The organism is Natrinema sp. LJW11 (genome assembly GCF_056135975.1).
This window is the reverse complement of record NZ_JBWBDM010000007.1, coordinates 46,123-64,523: the sequence shown is the minus strand read 5'-3', so window position 1 is coordinate 64,523 and position 18,401 is coordinate 46,123. Positions and strand designations below refer to the sequence as shown.

Annotated in this window: 11 protein-coding genes and 1 pseudogene; 8 read left to right on the top strand and 4 right to left on the bottom strand. The window is 52.7% G+C overall.

Annotated features, from left to right (window positions below):
• Positions 1-11 precede the first annotated feature (11 nt).
• Entirely contained in the window at positions 12-1,754 is a 1,743-nt protein-coding gene (locus AC0QDI_RS18210) for a hypothetical protein (protein WP_474670709.1), read from the top strand.
• A gap of 216 nt (positions 1,755-1,970) precedes the next feature.
• On the opposite strand, the gene AC0QDI_RS18205 is transcribed toward AC0QDI_RS18210, so the two are convergent.
• On the bottom strand, positions 1,971-2,420 hold the full coding sequence (locus AC0QDI_RS18205) for a hypothetical protein (RefSeq protein ID WP_474670707.1): 450 nt from the start codon (positions 2,418-2,420) through the stop codon (positions 1,971-1,973).
• Positions 2,421-2,588: 168 nt separating this feature from the next.
• On the opposite strand from AC0QDI_RS18205, the pseudogene AC0QDI_RS18200 reads away from it, so the two are divergent.
• Positions 2,589-2,888, top strand: a pseudogene (locus AC0QDI_RS18200) (DUF8013 domain-containing protein); the annotation flags it as partial.
• 272 nt (positions 2,889-3,160) lie between these two features.
• On the opposite strand, the gene AC0QDI_RS18195 reads toward AC0QDI_RS18200, so the two are convergent.
• Together AC0QDI_RS18195 and AC0QDI_RS18190 are read right to left on the bottom strand one after the other, a co-directional pair.
• Positions 3,161-3,616: a hypothetical protein gene (locus AC0QDI_RS18195; RefSeq protein WP_474670705.1), complete on the bottom strand. Its 456-nt coding sequence runs from the start codon at positions 3,614-3,616 to the stop codon at positions 3,161-3,163.
• 134 nt (positions 3,617-3,750) lie between these two features.
• Entirely contained in the window at positions 3,751-4,659 is a 909-nt protein-coding gene (locus tag AC0QDI_RS18190; protein WP_474670703.1) for a hypothetical protein, read from the bottom strand.
• 200 nt (positions 4,660-4,859) lie between these two features.
• On the opposite strand from AC0QDI_RS18190, the gene AC0QDI_RS18185 reads away from it, so the two are divergent.
• The 6 genes from AC0QDI_RS18185 to AC0QDI_RS18160 are packed head-to-tail and all read left to right on the top strand — an operon-like array spanning position 4,860 to position 17,070.
• On the top strand, positions 4,860-5,087 hold the full coding sequence (locus tag AC0QDI_RS18185) for a hypothetical protein (protein ID WP_474670701.1): 228 nt from the start codon (positions 4,860-4,862) through the stop codon (positions 5,085-5,087).
• On the top strand, positions 5,080-8,379 hold the full coding sequence (locus tag AC0QDI_RS18180; protein WP_474670699.1) for an ATP-binding protein: 3,300 nt from the start codon (positions 5,080-5,082) through the stop codon (positions 8,377-8,379). The genes AC0QDI_RS18185 and AC0QDI_RS18180 overlap by 8 nt, the downstream gene beginning before the upstream one ends.
• On the top strand, positions 8,379-9,020 hold the full coding sequence (locus AC0QDI_RS18175; protein WP_474670697.1) for a DUF7680 family protein: 642 nt from the start codon (positions 8,379-8,381) through the stop codon (positions 9,018-9,020). Before AC0QDI_RS18180 ends, AC0QDI_RS18175 begins: the two co-directional genes overlap by 1 nt.
• Before the next feature lies 1 nt (position 9,021).
• A complete protein-coding gene (locus tag AC0QDI_RS18170) occupies positions 9,022-11,907 on the top strand; it encodes a DUF1156 domain-containing protein (RefSeq protein WP_474670695.1) in 2,886 nt (961 codons plus the stop codon).
• 17 nt (positions 11,908-11,924) lie between these two features.
• Positions 11,925-15,875 (top strand): helicase-related protein, encoded by a 3,951-nt coding sequence (locus AC0QDI_RS18165; RefSeq protein ID WP_474670693.1) that lies wholly within the window; start codon positions 11,925-11,927, stop codon positions 15,873-15,875.
• Positions 15,876-15,918: 43 nt separating this feature from the next.
• Complete coding sequence (locus AC0QDI_RS18160) at positions 15,919-17,070, top strand: hypothetical protein (RefSeq protein WP_474670691.1); 1,152 nt, start codon at positions 15,919-15,921, stop codon at positions 17,068-17,070.
• Positions 17,071-17,123: 53 nt separating this feature from the next.
• On the opposite strand, the gene AC0QDI_RS18155 is transcribed toward AC0QDI_RS18160, so the two are convergent.
• The gene (locus AC0QDI_RS18155; RefSeq protein ID WP_474670689.1) at positions 17,124-18,194 is read right to left on the bottom strand and encodes a hypothetical protein; all 1,071 of its coding nucleotides are present in this window, start codon (positions 18,192-18,194) and stop codon (positions 17,124-17,126) included.
• Positions 18,195-18,401 lie beyond the last annotated feature (207 nt).

The following is an 18,401-nucleotide window of genomic DNA, read 5'->3' as shown; positions in this document are numbered from 1 at the left end:
CGTGAGAACTAATGCCCGAATTAGATTCTGCAATTTCGACCTTCTTGGAGAAGTGGGACGGATCCTCGGTAGAGCGGAATAATACGTACTCTATAGACTCAGATCAAATTGAGGAAGACCGGATACCCGAACTAATTGAGGATGTTAAGAGACTGGCAGAGTCGTTCAATCCTGGTTCCTTCGAGATAGACGTTGATGCTGGAGAAGATCGGTACAACGTGGACTGGGACCCAAATCTCGGTGTGATCCAGTCCGATCGCATCTCTGGCAACGGATACGATATCGGGGACTTGTATGACGATGACAGGGCAACTGAAGATGCCATTCGAAGTCTCTCAGATGACCGTCTTCGTGGTATAGAAGATCTAATAGATACGTTAGAGGTTCTGATTCCTCGAGTAGATATCGACCTTACGATTGATTTTGGAATTGAAAAGCGAGGAATCGTGCGGAAGTTAGAGGAAGAGTACAGCTTCGAAGACATGAGCCTGTACTTCGACTTCTCATTTGATTTCTTTGAAGAGCGTATCTCTAACATATCTCCTGAGAATTTCAAAGAGGAGTATCTTGATGACGGAGATACGCTGGCTTTCGTGATTTACGAGTTTGACTCAATGATGTGCAATGACGACTTTGCTGTTACGGGGCTGGGTTCGGTAGACCAGCTGGCGGAGTGGGAAACGAATCGTCAAAGCACTTGGAGGGATATCGTTAGTTCCGTCGCAACGCAATCACTCATTGAGAACGTGTCGACGGTGTATCTGCCACCCTCGTTCTTCAAATTCGATTCAGAGCCTACTACGAATGAGGAAAACCGGATTGAGGCTCTATTCAAAACTCACGCTATCTTATTCTCGGTTCTCTCCATCACCAGTAGTGCACAGCAGGATGGAGATCTGTGGAATCTCCAGATTAGCGGGAAGCAATTAGTTGAGGGTCGTATCCAAGCGTATTCAAATGAGGTTCTTGTCCGTGATGCGGACCAATCAGAGACGACGTTACAAACAGAAGGGTTAGACGTTGAAGATTTCCACTCCCTGTTCGAATGGGCGTACATCAAAGGAAACGAGCCAGAGACACGGTTACCCATAGTCAGGAATGTCACCACTCTGTTTGCTCAGGATCTGTCGGATGTGATTGAGAATATAAGCGAGATTCATGGATCTACCAAATCGAACTACCAGTACTACGTTGAGCAGACCACAGACGACTTCTTTGAGTTTCGTCAAGAGTTGATCGACAGCACCTTCGAGACTAACAGTAGATTCTCCGATCTCCGCTCTCAACTGATCAACAGCCTATCGAGAGACATATTCAGGACCATTGCCTTTATCCTCGTGATCGGAGCAACAGTATATTACAGACTTCCAGAGACTGTCGAATCGAATACTGTTTTCACAATTCTTCTCTCGTTGATATTCATATACGGTCTGGTGGTCCTTCGGCGAGTTAGAGGCATTCATCACCAGTTGGATATGCTCGTTGATGATAGAAGCTCTGCAGTAGATTTCTACGGTAAATTCTTTGATGGGAATGAAAAGGAAAAATATCAACTAAAGACTGACGTGAATGATATTCGATTCCAGTGGGTGTTTGACTGCGTAGGATGGACCCGTGGTTCGTTCGAGTTTGAATACACCATTGCATACGATCTGTTCATTTACTATATTCTAGTAGTAATAATACTGCTTGGGACCGTATTGGGATTGATCGACATACACGTGTACAATCTCACAGGCTGGTTCCCACCGTAGGAGTACTTGATTTTAAATACAGGTAATGCGCGTCACTCAACAGTTACGTCCGCACGGCCAACAACATCCTGCTCAGCCTAGAAGGTACTATCAAGCGCTTCGAAGGAGCCAATGAGGAGCAGTTGGAGACAAACGACGATAACATGTCGCAGGCGTTGCTCGCCCGCGAGCGAGTCAGTGATGATCTACAGGAGAATATTCGCTAACATCCAAACTCTACGGGATTTCAATTATAACTTTTTCTTGATTATCATTACCTTCTTCTAATGCAAGAGTGATCTCATCAGTTGACTCGTCTATTTGATCAATTGGAATAGTCACTGAGGTCCCACTCTCGGTACTTATCTTGATTTCCTGAGTACCACGTGACGCACTGCTGGCTTGATCAGCAATCCAGTTGCCAAAGCGGTTGCCAAGCGCCTGTATGGTCGCGGTTGCAAATGCAGCCCCACCAACGATGCCAAGAGTGATTAGGTACTCCCACTCGTGAGTTCGCTCAATAGAGATTTCCAACTTGCCGTCTGGATGGTAGCCGTCAGAAGTGTCTTGTACTAACTCCCACGGTTCTACTGTAAGTTCTGAGACTAAAGGCCCAAGATCAATATTGTCTACAGCCCCTGGTCGTTGAATACCAATTGTAATTTTTCGATCCATCGTATCGGTCATATCAGCCCTTTCAGTTGACTTCTATAAAAACTCCATTTCTCTTTTTGATATAAAAGACAGACGAGCAGAGAGTCCACATCCCGCCGGCGTAACGCACCGTGCTGTTCTTCGAGTGCCGGGAGAGGGTAGAGGGCTCGTTCGTGGGTCTTCAGCCAGAGGTGAGTTTCCGTGAGTCAACGGCAGAGTGCTGAGAACATCTCCATCGACGACATTCCGGACGATATCGCCAATACGCAATCAGAAACCGTCGAATCCGACGAGGTCCCCGAGGAATTCGAGTCTATCACCTGTGGGTTCGCCGTTGAGCATCCGCCGACGAATCCGCTCGTCGTGCTGAAAGCGGCGCGGTGGTGGTACATTCACGGCAAAGGCGGATCCAATCTCGTCTCCCGGTGAGCCATCGAGTGAGCGCGGCACCACGCAACCGACACGCCCAGCGACGTCGAGTGGTTCGACGAGTTCCTTGACAAGGGGCGAGGACCCGTGGTCACAGGACTCCGGATAGACGATGTTGCCTACAGATTCCTGGTTCGGAGAACGTCGGTCGTTGTCTTCGGTTTCAACCCTTACTGCGGATCGTAACAGGTCGCCGTTTACTTCTTTTACCAGTATTCCCCGGAGGTAGTTCTGGAGCGTCTTAGCCGGATCGATCGGATGGCAAAGTAACTTATCGACATACTCGAAGACTGACCCGCTCTCCAATCTCTTGTCGTCAGTCTAATAGATGTTCGTGGCCCAGACTAGAAGCAGTCAGGGCATTCCCATACAAACCCTCGGCTCCGACGACGGTCGCTTTTTGGCACTTGAAGAGACTCACAGTGCCCGCAGGCCTTGAATTCGGACTCGGGAATTAGTTCTATGAGCTCCTCCTTCCAGGTCCGGATTTCAGCCTTCTTGATGTTGTTTCGTTCGTTCTCCACTGTGGAACTGTTCCTGTTGAATTCCCACTCTCGATTTTCGTTACGGCGCCATTCAGCCAATATTCGGAGAAGCTCGTCTTGGTCGTCGACGCCGTCAAGATCCTCCTGGCAGTCCTCCACGATATCTCGTCGAATTTTCGGTTCCATCTTGTCCCAGACCGCGGGTGTACTTCCATCTCCTTCGTGCCGCTCTTCCTGTCGTTTTTGCTTTTCTTCCAGCTCCTCGATTCTGCCATCAAGAGACTCTCGTATCGGGTCAATATCGGGGATACTCATACGAAGATACCACGACTGGAACGTCATAATATTCTGGTTCTGTACCGCTTCTGCCCGGTTTAAACAGGTATTGCGGATCGCCTGATTCCATCGTGTTCAGCTGTTCGAGATCAGTGATCCATCCCGGATTGATACTATTCTCTGGGAATCAGGTGTTGTTTGACTTCTCTGGAACAATGATTGCAGAGTGCCGCTGGCATCGGGAGCGTATCTGGGGAGAATTGTCGGGTGTCGCCTGAACGGGCTTCATGACCACAGACGGTTGTCCCAGTTTCATTCCGTACGAGATGGTACTTTGCCTTCCCAGATTGGCGAAGTGAAAATTCAGATTCGTCTTCTGTGGGATAATCGTTGTCTACAATATCTTCGACCGTTGCCGAGGTAATCCAGTATCTGCTGAGATCCGTCCACCAGGTGTTTGAGCATCGAATTTGCTGGCGGAAGAGCTGCCGGTAATCAACCGTGAACCGTTGCGAATCCTGCTGAATGAGGTCATCGGTATGGAACTCGAGCGTCCGTGGGGATCGCTCTTCCCTGTTTGATTCAGGCTCCAACTCGATGATCCACTCCGTTTTGACGTACGCTCCACCGGTGTATTCGACAGTGTCTGCGCTTACAGACTTTGTACGGTCACGAAGCCAACGAACGGTCGGTGGACGGAGCTTCTCAGTTAGCCGCTCTGAGAAGATGTCGTGTAGCAGTTCATCCGTGGCGAGTGCGTCTTGGAGGGCGGTTCCGAGCTCTTGAGGCGCCGTCTGGTTCGTGTAGCTCTCTGCCTGTGCGATGAGCGTCTCTCGAGCTTCGGCAATCCCATCGACGGTCAACCAGAATCCGTACGGTTCGTGACCATCGGTGAGCACTTCGCCATCGGTGAGCCGAACCAGCATTGGCCGGATATGATCCGGTGTCGGAGACAGATGTAACTGGTATTGGTCGGTGACAGGGACTACTGGATAGGGGAACTCTTCTCTAGAGGATAATTCCTCCTCTTTCCGGGGGATAGAGAAGTCTCCGAGGTCTGCTATCGGGACGTGCCTCGGCATACAATCCGGGATACGATTCCAATACGTTCCATATCGGTGGTCGCAAGGACCGCGATTGATTTGCATTATGAGTACCGGTTAGTCCCAGTTACTTAGTATCCAGCGGGGGGAGTGGCTATAGAAGAACTAACACACATAGAATCGGTGACTTAGACTAAGTAAAGGTTATAACATTCCCGCTAGGTGATGTAACTATCCAGATGACTCAGAAGACAATTGGACAGAACACCGGTCAATCGGGTCGGGTGAATTTGTCGGGACCTGAACTCGAGCAATTCGATGCGGAGGTCGGAGACACAATCAAGGTCGATATCGCCGAGTCGAAGGGGATCGCCAAGGCGATTATCGAGAACAGTACGGAGAGTGAGTTCGTGATCGTGTCCAAACCAGCAACTAGTTCATCATCCACAGAGGGAATCAATGAGTAGCGAGTACCCCTCTCTTTTCGAGAGCTGTCAGCCACGGGACGACGTCTTAGACGGCTCACTTCAGGAGGAACAGTTTGCTGCGAAACTTTCGACTGTCGTCCACAACCCGGAGAAGGCAGCACCAGTCTATCGGGGCCCCGACTCGTTCTATGATATGACCTACCCCACGGAGGGGCTCCGTACGTTGCTCTCCAATCTCACGGGGCGTTTCTTGACGACGACAGAGTACGACCCGGGATCATATACTTCGAGTATTCTCTGTCTCGACACGCGATTTGGTGGTGGGAAAACACACGACCTCATCGCTTCCTACCATCTTGCTGAGAACCCCTCCAATATTGACAACCTCTCGAACTACCTGCTGGACGGTGATGAGGAACTTGCGACTGACTATCAGAATGCGGTAGCCGAGGGCCTCGATATTGCGACGGGAGTCTTCATCGGAACGAAAGCCGATAGCAAGGATGCCCGCCACGCCGACGATGATCCGAATGCTCCGAACACTCGGACGATGTGGGGCGAACTCGCGTACCAACTCTACGGGCTCGATGGCTACGAGTATCTCAAGGACTACGACCAAGACCAGGACGCACCCGGTGAGGGGACTCTCTCGAAACTCTTCGCTCAGTACGACCAGCCGGCTCTCATTCTGATTGACGAAATCGCCGACTACATGAACAAAGCCGCGGGCACGCCTGTCGGCGACAAGACGCTCGCCGATCAGACGCTTTCGTTCGTGATGGCGCTCCTCGAAGCGGCTGCCGAATCGGAGCACGTCACGGTCGTCTACTCCATCGCGGATACGGCGTTTGGTGAGCAGGCTGACCGGGTTCGTGATGGCGTCCGTGATCATATCGAGGAGGTCAATGAAATTGGCCGGCGGCAGCACAAGACGGTCACGCCGACCGACGAAAACGAGATCGGACAAGTCCTCCAGCATCGGCTTTTCTCGGAAGTTCCAGATAATGCCGCTCGCGAAGCCGCTGACTCATACTTCCAATTCTATGACCAGGAAGACCGGCAGTATCCACAGGAAGCCACCGACGCAGGCTATGTGGATGTCCTCGCTCGCGAATACCCCTTCCATCCCTCCTTAATCGGCGCTCTCACGGACAAGATCGATACGATCCCTCGATTCCAGCGCACTCGTGACGCCCTCCGCTTACTTGCACGAGCTGTCTACTACCTCTGGAATCACCAGCCCGACAGTTACGACCGCCACTGGATTCGGATCTACGACCTCACAGTCGCTGATAACGATCCTGGCGGTGGGATTCAGACGATCCTTCGCGAGCGGTTATTCGACTTTGTCGATCTCGGTCCCGCAGTGACCGCCGACATCTACGACGACGATGGTACCGCGCACGCCCAGCTTGAGGATCGGAAATGGACCGAAAACGGTCTCCCACCCCTCGGGACCCATCTGACAACGACAGTTCTCTGGCACAGCCTCGCATATGGTGAACAGGCCGCTGGCCTAACTCACGCCGATTTGAACCTCGCCATCGGCCATCCCGATCTGAACTTCGACGACTACGATGCCGCACTATCCGCACTCCGGGGCGACGATATGGACGTCGCGTGTTACTTCCTCTACGAGGAAGAGCGCCTCCGGTTCAAGCAAGAACCAAACCTGATTCGGATAATCGACCAGCGGATCGAGTCTACCCCCAAAGCGAGCGCTCATTCGCGTTTCGAGAACCGTCTCACCTCGAAGGAAATTGGGGATGGTGGCTTCCAGCCGGTGGAGTTCCCTGAATCGCCGGCGGACTTACCGGATACACCGGATACGCCGAAGCTCGCGGTGATGCATCCAGACACCGCTGCTGTCGAAGACGGCGGCGATACGCCGCCGAACCGGGTGACTCAGCTCTATGAGCAGCAAGCCGCAAAACACGAGGGAGAGACTGAGACGCGAATATACAAGAACTACGCTCTGTTCCTAGCCCCTGACGCTGATCGAATGGATGCTGCAATCGACGAGGCTCGGCGTCTCGAGGCTATAGAGGCCCTGCTTGATAGCCCTGAGCAGAAAGCGGACCTCTCCTCAGAACAAATCGAGGAGCTTCGAGAACGGAGCGACGAGGCACAGTTGATGCTCGGAGAGCTCGTTCGGAACGTCTACCGGCATCTCTACTACCCTGACCGGGACGGGCTCACCCACATCACCATCGGTGCAACCGAATCCAACGGCGGGACGACACTGGTCGATGCTGTCCAGACAACGCTCGAGGATAAGATCGTGAAACGCGACGCCGGTGCTCGTGGGTCCGCTCACGTCCAACAGAAACTCTGGCAGCAGACCCAGGACGCTATGTCCACCGAAGCGCTGGTCAACCAATACGCGAAGAAGCCGGGGCTGGACTACCTCTTCAGCACGAAACCAATTCGAGAGACTGTCTCCTCTCTCGTTAGTGACCACGGGTACGCATACTGGGATGGTGAGTCTGGTACTGCATACTGGGCCGGGACGACAGAGCCGTCGACGTGGCCACACCCGGAACCGTTCGCGGAATCCCCTGATGTCGAGACCTCGATTCGGGATAGCGATGTCCAGATCGGGAGTGCCTTCGTCGTCTACCGAGATATCGACGCGCTCGTCGACGACCACCTCGACGAAATCGACCGACCAGAACAGACGGTTGCCACTTGTGCTGAGTGTGGGGCGGAGGTTGAAAATCCAGAAGGCAGCGAACCCTACTACTGTGAGGAACACCAGTCCGATACGACCTGTAGTTCCTGCGGCAAAGAGGTCGCTAGCGAGCAGCTGCTGGACGAACGCGGCCGATGCCAGGAGTGCCAGCCCGACGAGTCCTGGGAGGCGAGTAAGAAGATGATGTCTGCCTCACGGGCGTTCTCGGAAGTCCGTCGTGATGCGGAATCGAAAGCTGGTACTGACCGGACGCCGCTGCTTGAAGAAGTGACCATCCAGGTCGGTGGGGACGAACCTTTCCAAGCGGCCAAATTCATCAGTCAGCGACCTGGATTCAAAGCCCGCGAAGACGCGGTGACGGTTCGAATGCAGTACGAAACTCGAAGTGACGACGGGACGTACAGCGCGGAATTCACGGGGTCACCGAGCCGATTCCGGGACGTGATCGACCAGCCCGGCTCGTTCGGCGATGATCGAGAGACCATCCAGTTCCGCTTCCAGTTTGACGAGTCCGAACCAATTACTGACGAGGGTGACGACCTCCTCGCTGCCCTCGATAATGACCTCGATGCGGGCAACATCGACGTCCGAGTCGAAGGGCGTGGCCCGATCCGGTCGAGTTCGGAGGTGACGGTCTGATGGCGAGTCGCGGTTCGGAATTTGAGACCTCACCCGCCGAGGGGACAGAGGAGGATCGGCTGGTCCGCTACGGGACGAGTATGTTCGGTGGCCGCCCAACGTTCACGCTCGTCCGACGAGAGACAGACGGTGGCGGAGAGTGGACGCTCCATGAACTACTCCCTCGTGAACAGGCTGAAGCCCGCCGTGATCGCCTGGAGCGAGATGGTCGTTCGCTGAGTATCACACCAGTCGAGGATCTCGTCTCGGACATCGCTGGGGACGACCTCCTTTCCAAGCTCGATGGTTGGACGTGGGATGAGTGGGTCGGCGCAAAGGTCGCACGGCTTGACCCGACCCGCGTCCGTGCGCTTCAGGATGTCGTCCGGGAGGCGATCGAAGGCACGCCAGGAGATTCATCAGAAGTTCTCACTGGTGGGGCTGGATTCGTGTTCCTACCCGAGACGGAAGGCGTGCGGCTTGCTGTTGCCTTCCGTGGCGTGAAGCCGATCCAGCGTATCGACCGGATGCGGTCGCTGGCTCGAGGCGTTGCACGGATGAGCGATGAGGAGTGTTACTACTGGTACGCAAAGTGTCGGTCTCCGTCGAGTCCGAACGGCGAAAAGGCCCTTCGAGTGTTGCTGACGGACCATATTGAGTAAAATGAGTGAGCAAAATTCGGCGAATGATGAGGAATCGGAACTCCAGGAACTTGCGATTGAGGGGAAGCTCCCTCTGAAAACTGTCGGAATTGAGAATCTAAAGGAAGCAAATCCAGGTCAGATGCCACCTCACCGATACCTCCATCCCTGGTTTGCTCGCCGTCCGACACCAGCATCTCGGTTAGCCATCCTCGCTTCTGTTCTCCCAAAGGGAACGGATACAGACAAACTGCTCAAGTGGATGAAGATCGGCCCAGATGGGAGAGATGAGAACATAGCGAGCTATGTTGAGGAGCATAAGCGGACTGAGGGAGACCGAAATGGGACTATCGCGGATCACTATGGGTACCCTCGGCTCTATGAGTCTTCGCCTACATCAGACCAAAGAACAGCAATTCACGATGCTGTTCAGGATGTATGGGATGGGGAGTTGCCGACAGTTCTTGATCCGACTGCCGGTGGTGGAGTGATTCCATTTGAATCGTATCGGTATGGATTTCCCACTGTAGCCAATGAACTGAATCCTGTTCCTTGGCTGATGCTCAAGATAATGCTGGAGTTCGCTCCAGATGTCGGTTCACTTGAAAATAAAGTAACCACTTGGGCGAACAGGATTGACGAATCCGCCCGTGAATCGCTCAAAGAGTACTTCCCAAGTACTCGTCCTCACCGAACGCCATCACATTATGCAGGAACCTATACTGTGCGTTGTCGAGACTGTGATGCCGAAATTCCTCTTGTGAAGAAATGGTGGCTTGACAAGGATTCTGCATCTAAAGGTGTAGCCGCTAAACCGAGTGTAGAGGAAGATGGATCTATCAGCTATGACTGTGTAACCCTCCCAGAAGATATTACGAAGTCGGAATTTGACCCGCAAAACGGACCTAAGTCTCGGAGTGGGGCAGAATGTCTTCGCTGTGGGATTGTTATGGAAGATGAAGAAGTGAAAAGGTCATTACGTGAGGGCGAATTTGAATACGAGATTTTCGGTGTGAAGTATGTACAGAAAGGATCTCGGTCTGGTTGGCGCGCACCTAACCAAGACGACGAAATGGCCCTGGAGAAGGCGAAAGACAGAGTAGACTCAGACTTCGAGTTAGCTACTCTCCTTGATGTAGAGCGGTATATCGGGGATGAAGATCGTGCAGGCCCCTACGGTGTTACTCAATGGCAGGAAGCGTTCACGCCACGACAGCTTGTAACCCATTATGAGTACCTGAACTCATTCCGAGAACACAAATCGGAAATCCTTGAAAAGCACCCTGAAAAGGAAGCGGAGGCTATTCTTACTCTTCTCTCACTAGCCTCTAGTAAGCTAATTGACCGAAATAATCGGTTTGCACCGCTCGATCGTACTCGGGGTAATCCAGGTGACGCTCTAGGAGGGAAGCATTTCACATTACAATGGACCTATGTGGATAATAACCTCTCAGCGGGAATCCAATCTTATGAGACTGCATATTCCCGTGTAAGAGACTCATACGAAGAGCTATCATTCTATTGTACTGATGTGGATGCCCCATCATCAAAGTTACTTCAAGGCGATGCAGCAACATTAGATCTTGAAGATAACTCAATTCAAGCCGTTGTGATCGATCCTCCCTACTACGATAGTATCATTTATTCAGAATTATCAGATATATGTTATGTGTGGCTAGAGGAGTATCTCGGCGATGAGTATACCTCTGTATTCTCAGATGAATTGACGGATAAAGATGAGGAAGCCGTCGCAAATGTGGCTGAATACGAGGGGATCGCAGAAAACGGCAAATCAAAGCAAGAATTTGCTGATGAGGAATATGAGAATAAGATGAGCTATATCTTCTCTGAACTCTATCGTGTCTTGGAGCCGGGTGGTGTTATGACCGTGATGTTCACCCATAAGGAGTCTAGTGCTTGGGATACACTCACAAAGTCCCTCATCCGGTCCGGATTTACAGTAACTTCTACTCACCCTATCACGAGTGAAATGCCTCAAAGGACAGACACAAAGGGTGGCGGATCTGCGGACAGTACTCTCCTTCTCACAGGCAGAAAGCCGAAAAAGAGTGAGAAAGACCGTGACGAATCTGTTCCCACTCTCTGGACTGACGTTCGTGCTGATACTCGAGCAGTAGCAAAAGAGGCTGCAAGAGATCTTCTGAATTCGGGACTTTCCTTGACGAAAACAGACGTAATTATCTCGGCATTCGGTCCTACTCTCAAGGTTTATGCAGACGCATATCCCGTTGTTGACGATCAGGATCAGGAAGTCCCTCCTCGTCGAGCACTTGAAGAAGCACGTGAAGCCGTCACAAGAGTGTTAGTTGAGGAATATCTGGAAGGAGAACGTCTAGACGAAATCGACGATATAACTGAATGGTATATCCTCTCATGGCTGGTACATGGATCGGACACGTTCAACTACGACGATGGTCACCAGCTAGGTTTAGGTATTGGCGTAGATATTGATGACATCAAAAGATCCACAAAAATCTGGGGGAAGAAACGAGGCGATATACAGCTGAAAACACACGATGATCGAGTTCAGGACATAACGCTTCCACCCGAGGAGCGGTCATCACGGTTGCCAGTCGATCCTGAGGCAATGTCCTATACGAGTGCCCTCGACGCTGTCCATGCCGTGATGCATGTATACGAAAAACAGGGAGAGGATGTTGCAATTGACTGGCTCAAAGAACGCAATTTCGATACCGATGCAGCGTTCAAGGCAACGTTAAAAGCTCTCCTACAGGTCCTTCCACAGGGAGATTCCGAATGGGAGTCCGCACGTAATCTCGCCTTAGGCCGGACTCACGATGCGCTCGGTCTTGAGTTCACTCCCACAGATTTTGCAGATCTCAAAGAGGGAGCTCTTGAACAAAGCGAACTCGGTGACCACGCCTAACTCGAAAATCCTCCAGTATGACTAATCTACGTGACCGCGAGTGGCAGTCGATCTATGAGAGCAAACCCGAACAGGGGCGAGCCCATCTCGTCAAGGACTTCTACGAACCCGCACTGGAACGCAGTCAGCAATACGACCGGATTGCGGGCTACTTCTCCAGTACGGCACTCGCGGCTGCTGCTAACGGCATTCACGCCCTCGTCGAGAACGATGGTGAAATGCGTCTCATCGTCGGAACCGAACTCTACGAGTCAGATCGTCCGGTTCTAGAGACGCTCACCGACCGCCTCGAGGAGAATCTCGAGGACCTGGATGACGAACGCCTGGATGCGAACCTCCGTATTCTCGCGCGTCTCCTCCGCGAGGGCCGGATCCACATCAAGGTCGCCTATCCACGCTCTCCCTCTCATGACTGGGAGATCTTCCATCCGAAAGTTGGACTCTTCCACGATAGCGATGGAAACACGATTTCGTTCGAGGGCAGCGTCAACGAGACTGTTGGCGGCTGGGCTCGTAACTACGAGCGGTTCAAAGTCCACCGTTCGTGGGTTCCTGAACAGGCAGACTACGTCGCCGGCGACGAGGAGACTTTCGAGCGACTGTGGAGTGATGAACACCCCTTCGTCGAAGTGTATGATCTCCCCAATGCAATCGAAGAGGACATCATCGATTGGAAAGCCCCCGACACCGAGGGCGATCTCCAAGAAGCGATTCAGATCGCTAACGGTACAGCTCCCCCGACGGAGCACGACAAAGTGAACATCATTCAGGATGGACCGCTCTCGCCCGGCGGACTCGCACTGGCCGAGGAAGCGAGCACGATCACGCCGTGGCCTCATCAACGAGTTGTCTCAGATACACTTGTGAGTACATATCCGCAGAGCTTCCTGCTGTGTGACGAGGTGGGGCTCGGGAAGACGATCGAGGCCGGCCTGACGCTCTCTCGGCTTGGGCTTACTAGCGAACTCGAAACCGGGCTGTTGCTGGTTCCGGCAAGTCTGCAGCGACAGTGGCAGGAAGAGCTCTGGGAGAAGTTCAATATCAATGCCGTCCGATTCGATCGGGACACGGCAGGCGATCATGTATTCCGGGATGTCCGCGATCGCGACTACTATCCACCATCGACAACGGATCTCGACCTCACCGGTGAGTACGAGTGGGCGGACAGCCCCATCTGGCGGTTCCTTTACGAGCAACAGTCAACTGACACCGACGCATCGTCGCCGCTGGATAGACCGACGGTCGTCATTATGTCGTGGCACACTGCTCGTCTCGACGACCGGTGGAATCAGGTCGCTCCCTTAGACCGGGTATCCGATCGGTCTCGGGACGTCATCCCGGCAAGCTGTCGCGGACGTGACCACGATACGGAGGACCGGATGGGTGTGTGGGACGCCGTCATCGTCGACGAGGCGCACAACGCCCGGCGTGGCAGTAATTTCTACGCTCTTCTTGAACAGCTTCGCGATTATACGCACGCCTACTACCTCCTGACTGCTACCCCGATGCAATTGCACTCTGGTGAGCTCTACGATTTGATGCAGCTACTCGACCTTCCCGGTGGTTGGGATAACCGGGATACCTTCGTGGAGTTTTTCGAAACCCGAGACGGGCTATCGCAGATCCTCAACGAGGTTCTCGACAGCCTCAGTTCAGAATCCGACAAAGCGGAGGCTTCCTGGAACACGCAAGCCACGCTCGATGGACTGGAACACCAAGACCGACTCCCGATGGATCGACCATTCTCCTCAAAAGTCTTCCAGCACCTTGCAGACGAGCTTGAGATCAATGAGGACAGACAGGACCGTGCCATCGCCAAAGAGCGTGTGCTGACCGCGTGCCGGCTCGCACGAGCCTATGGAGATGCCTACGACGGCTATCTTGACCATGTCGACGACGCGATGGCAGATTATGACATCGACCGCTTCGAGGCGAGCGAGGATACGAAACTCAAACGACTCCTCTATCCTGAAGACGCGGACGATTGGTTGATGGCGTCCCGCAGCGACCGACAGGACGCACTTGACGAACTCTCACCGGGTGGTTGGCGAGTCATCCGCGATGTTCTCGCGGAGTCCACACCCGTCGACGCGCTCATCCATCGGAATACACGGGATACACTCCGGAAGTACGAGGCGGTCGGTCTCCTCGACACGACCGTCCCAAACCGTAACCCCGAACAACGGAAAATCGAACTCACCGAGGAGACACGGGCTGTCTACGACCAGATCGACGGGTACACACGTGAGTTCTACAAGCGAGCCCAACAGACTGACGAAGCCCAAACACGTGCCATCGGGTTCGTGATGACCACGTACCGGCAGCGACTCACGTCGAGTGTCTATGCGATCAGTCAGAGCCTGAAACACCGGCTTGAGACACTCCGGGCGCAACGAACTGTGCTTGCCGGACGGGAGCGCGCTCGTGATCGGGATTATGGTGATGCGGAGCAGGTCGTCCTCGAAACGCTACAAAACGCTGATCTCAACGACGGGGACGTTCTGGATGAACTCGACGCTAGTAGCGACGACCTAGACCTTTCTGAACTCATCCCGAGCGTGACTGAAGAGGGGAAACAGCTTATCGAGGAAGAAATCGAGGCCCTGGAAGCGTTCGTCAATGACTTAGACTTAGTTGATACAGACCCGAAGATCCAGAAGCTGTACGACGACCTCGACGAGCTGGACCGGGCTGGCCACAACCGGGTGATTGTCTTCACGCAGTACGCAGACACCATGGACTTCATCCGGGACAGTCTCGCTGACCTTCTTGGAGCGACTATCGCGACTTACTCCGGTCGTGGCGGCGAGCTGTACGACCCCGATTCTGAAACTTGGGAGCACGTTGGGAAAGAGCGCGTGAAGCGCGAATTTTCACGTGATGATGGGCAGGTCGATATCCTCGTCTGTACCGACTCCGCGAGTGAGGGGCTAAACCTCCAGGAGTGTGGGGCACTCATCAACTACGACTTGCCGTGGAATCCGATGAGGGTTGAACAGCGTATCGGTCGGATTGACCGTATCGGCCAACGATTCGACGAGATTCGTATTCTCAACTACAGCTATGAGGATACGGTTGAGACGGACATCTATGATCGCCTTGACGACCGGATTGGCCTCTTTGAAAACGTCGTCGGTGAGATGCAACCCATACTCTCCGGCGTCAGCCAACAGATTCGGGATGCGACCTTGAACGCGGACAGCGCTGATAACCAGACTGCGGTCGAATCAGCTGACCGCGAGTTCTCTGAAGAACTCGAAGAACGCGATCAGGGCGACCGCGTCGATGTCGGGGAGTCACTCGAGGATGTCGACGACCTCGTCGCTCAGGACGTGGTCGACGAAGCCAAACTTGATGCGTGGCAGTCCTACAGTCACCCGGATCTCGTCGATGTTGGCGAGGAGGAATACGAGTATGAACCTCCGTTCGAGACACTGAGCCTCCAGTCAGTGTTGGTCGATAACAACGCGCTTGCCGAGGCCGGTGTCGAATTCACCCCGATTCACGAGATTGATTTCGAGTACGATGACGGGGACTTTGACTTTGCGGACAGTACATATCGCCTCTCAGTAGGTGACGCACTGATTGAGGTCCCAGCCGGGGATCGGGAACAGACGATTGCACAGGCTATTGCGACTGCTGCTGATGAAGTGGCGGTGACGTTCTCGGCTGAGTGTGCTGACGAGTTCCCATCAGTTCAGCATCTTGCACCAGGTCATCCACTTCTCGGGCAGCTCCTCACAGTACTGCAGGATATGAGTGAGGATCCGTCGCGACTCCAACAGCGAATCGTGACTCGACCCGATCAAGACCAGAAGCCAGTAGTGTGTGCGTGGGGGCGGGATGGCGTGTTTACCCGGATTACAGGCGATGGGACAGTGACTGAAAATGGACCGATGGAATCCCTTCCGACGTGGTGTGATCAATTCCTCGATAACCGAGAGAAGTCAACAAAGCAGCCACAGTAGCTGGGTAGTTTTGTAAGTATGGACCTCCCAGATGAACCAATAGATGCCAAATACTGCTCTTGAAGCAAATCTCCGCGCTATCGGGGACGGTGCGAGACTGGAACAGTTAGCTGTTGACTTGCTTGGTCGAGAAGGATACGACGTCGATCCAACCGGCGTGAGGGGTCCGGATGGCGGGAGGGATGCACTTCTTGAGCGTTCGGGAAAATTTGGCGTGCTCCACTGTAGCGTGACCTCGAGTAATATCGAGGAGAAGATTCGCTCAGATGCAAATTCAGCTGCTGACTACCCGGAGGAGTTCGATTTATTCATATTTGCTACCACCACAGAGATTGCCGGCGTCAAACGGGACCGATTAGAGAACGAATTGGCGGATACGTACGGCTGGCGCGTTCACATCAAGGATTTTGCCCGGTTGAGAAAAGATCTGATGGATGTCGACAACCACGATTTCGCACAAGAACATCTCCATGTCGACCCTCAGAATGCTCTCGACGACCCAGAACAGGATGTCGATGAATTATATGAGGCTCAACTCGACCGATTACGGGATCGACAGCCACGCCACGGTGAATTAGTAGATGAAGAACCGATTGTGGCGGTCCATGTCATTCCCGTTGAGTCAGTTTCGGATCCTCCTGGAATGATCGCAACCGATCTCCCTGACCCACCAAAATTCCAGTCACAATCTGCTGGATCTGAGGGTTTCGGTGACTTCGTAATTACAGCCCCGTATACGGAGCTGTCTGAAGGGAAATTTTCCGAATATGTCTGTTTAGACGGTAATGGGTGGGTAGAAGCTGTAACAACCAAGCTGACTATCGAGCGGAACGGGAGGCACGGGATAGCGTGGTTCATCGATAAAGAGATCGTCTCCTTAATCGACCACTTCCGGCAAATGTACCAGACTGCGGGCATCTACCCGCCGTTGTATGTATATATCACTATAATCGATGCAGCGAACTATCCGATTGAAAAACCACAGTCATTTTTCGGACCAGATACCACCCGTCCGATCAACGAGAATGTCTTTCAATTGAAGCGGGTGCAGATTGAAGATTTAGACTCTAACATCGCGTTGGCCTTTCGTGAACCACTCTATCAGCTCTGGAACCGTATTGGATGGCAAAACGGTTCAATACACTATTCGCAAAATGAGGATGGTTCTTTTGAGTGGGAGCCATATGAATCATAAACGGGCCTGTTGAACCGCGCATCCGTACAAATTCAGTAGAAGAGAAAACGGCTCTATTCTGGCTGTTCTTCGTCAAAACCGAAGAGCTGTGATTTTGCGTGCGTTTCTCCTCTGATGGCTTTTTGCGCTGCTGCAACGGCATCCTGTAGATTACTGTCCCCCTTCAAATGCGAGACCGCCTCTTCTGGAGTCGCCACACCAATTCGATACTTCGCACTGTTTACGTACGAATTGAGTGTCCGAGCCTTCATGATGGAGAATAATAGCTTCTTGCTCAAGACTTCAAAGTCGATATCCATAATTTGCACTCCGAATCGGGAGTGAATCCCGTGGATGAGGTCATTTCTGTACTTCCACGCTTCACGAATCACCTCTTCTTCTTTCGAGGTAAGCAGTGGCGCGATATTGTTGATTTTATTTGAGAATCCGCAATGTATATACGATTTCTTGATTTCCTTGTCGTTTCCTTGCTCCAGGTGGTATCGGTTTACTAACTCGACGATTTCTTCGTCGACAATTGAGTATGCCACAAACAGCGGTGCGTACACCGTTTCGTAGAACTCGCCCTGTTGAAACGTATCTGAATCGTCATTCCAGGACTCATACCACTCTTCGATTTCACCGCTCTTCGCGAGGAGATTCAAAATCGCTGCAAATAACCTTGGTGCAATATCTGCTGGGCTGTCCCCGACTCCTCGAGCAGAAGGCTCAGAATCGAGGATGGGGAGACTCATTTCGTCCTGGTAGGTGATATTCAGAGTTCGCTCCATCCCCGGTGACAGCCGATACACGGGGAGATATTCATCTGATCCGTATAGCGACCCCACTTGCTCCATTCCGAATTCTTCCTCTACCCGTCCGAAATTAAGCAATATTTGGACTTTCTGTCCATCATCGAGGGTCGGCAGCTTGGTGAGGGTAGGAATTACTTCGTCGACATTCCTATACCCAGAGCCAAGGTGTCTGTATTCCCACCGATTCGTGCCCTCATCGCTTGTCACATACCGTATGACGTACTCTGTCTCATCATCACAGATATCTGAATGGGGGACGCGACCGTGTCGAATACCTTCTACGTAGCGTATATCATATCCATCATTGTCCTGTTTGTACTCAATATCCATCGTGCTCTGCGAATCTATTGTGTAAAAGGAATATATAAGCACCCGTTGCGCCCCTCCTGTGATCTCTGCTCTCGATAGACATCGGAAGGTTGTGTGGTGGCCGGGTTAGCGTTCCAGTGCTTCTCTGAGGTCACTTCCAGGAGAGCCAAAGATGTCTCAAACTCATCAGGCTAGTCCTATGCAAATGTTCGTAGTTCCTCTCTCGAT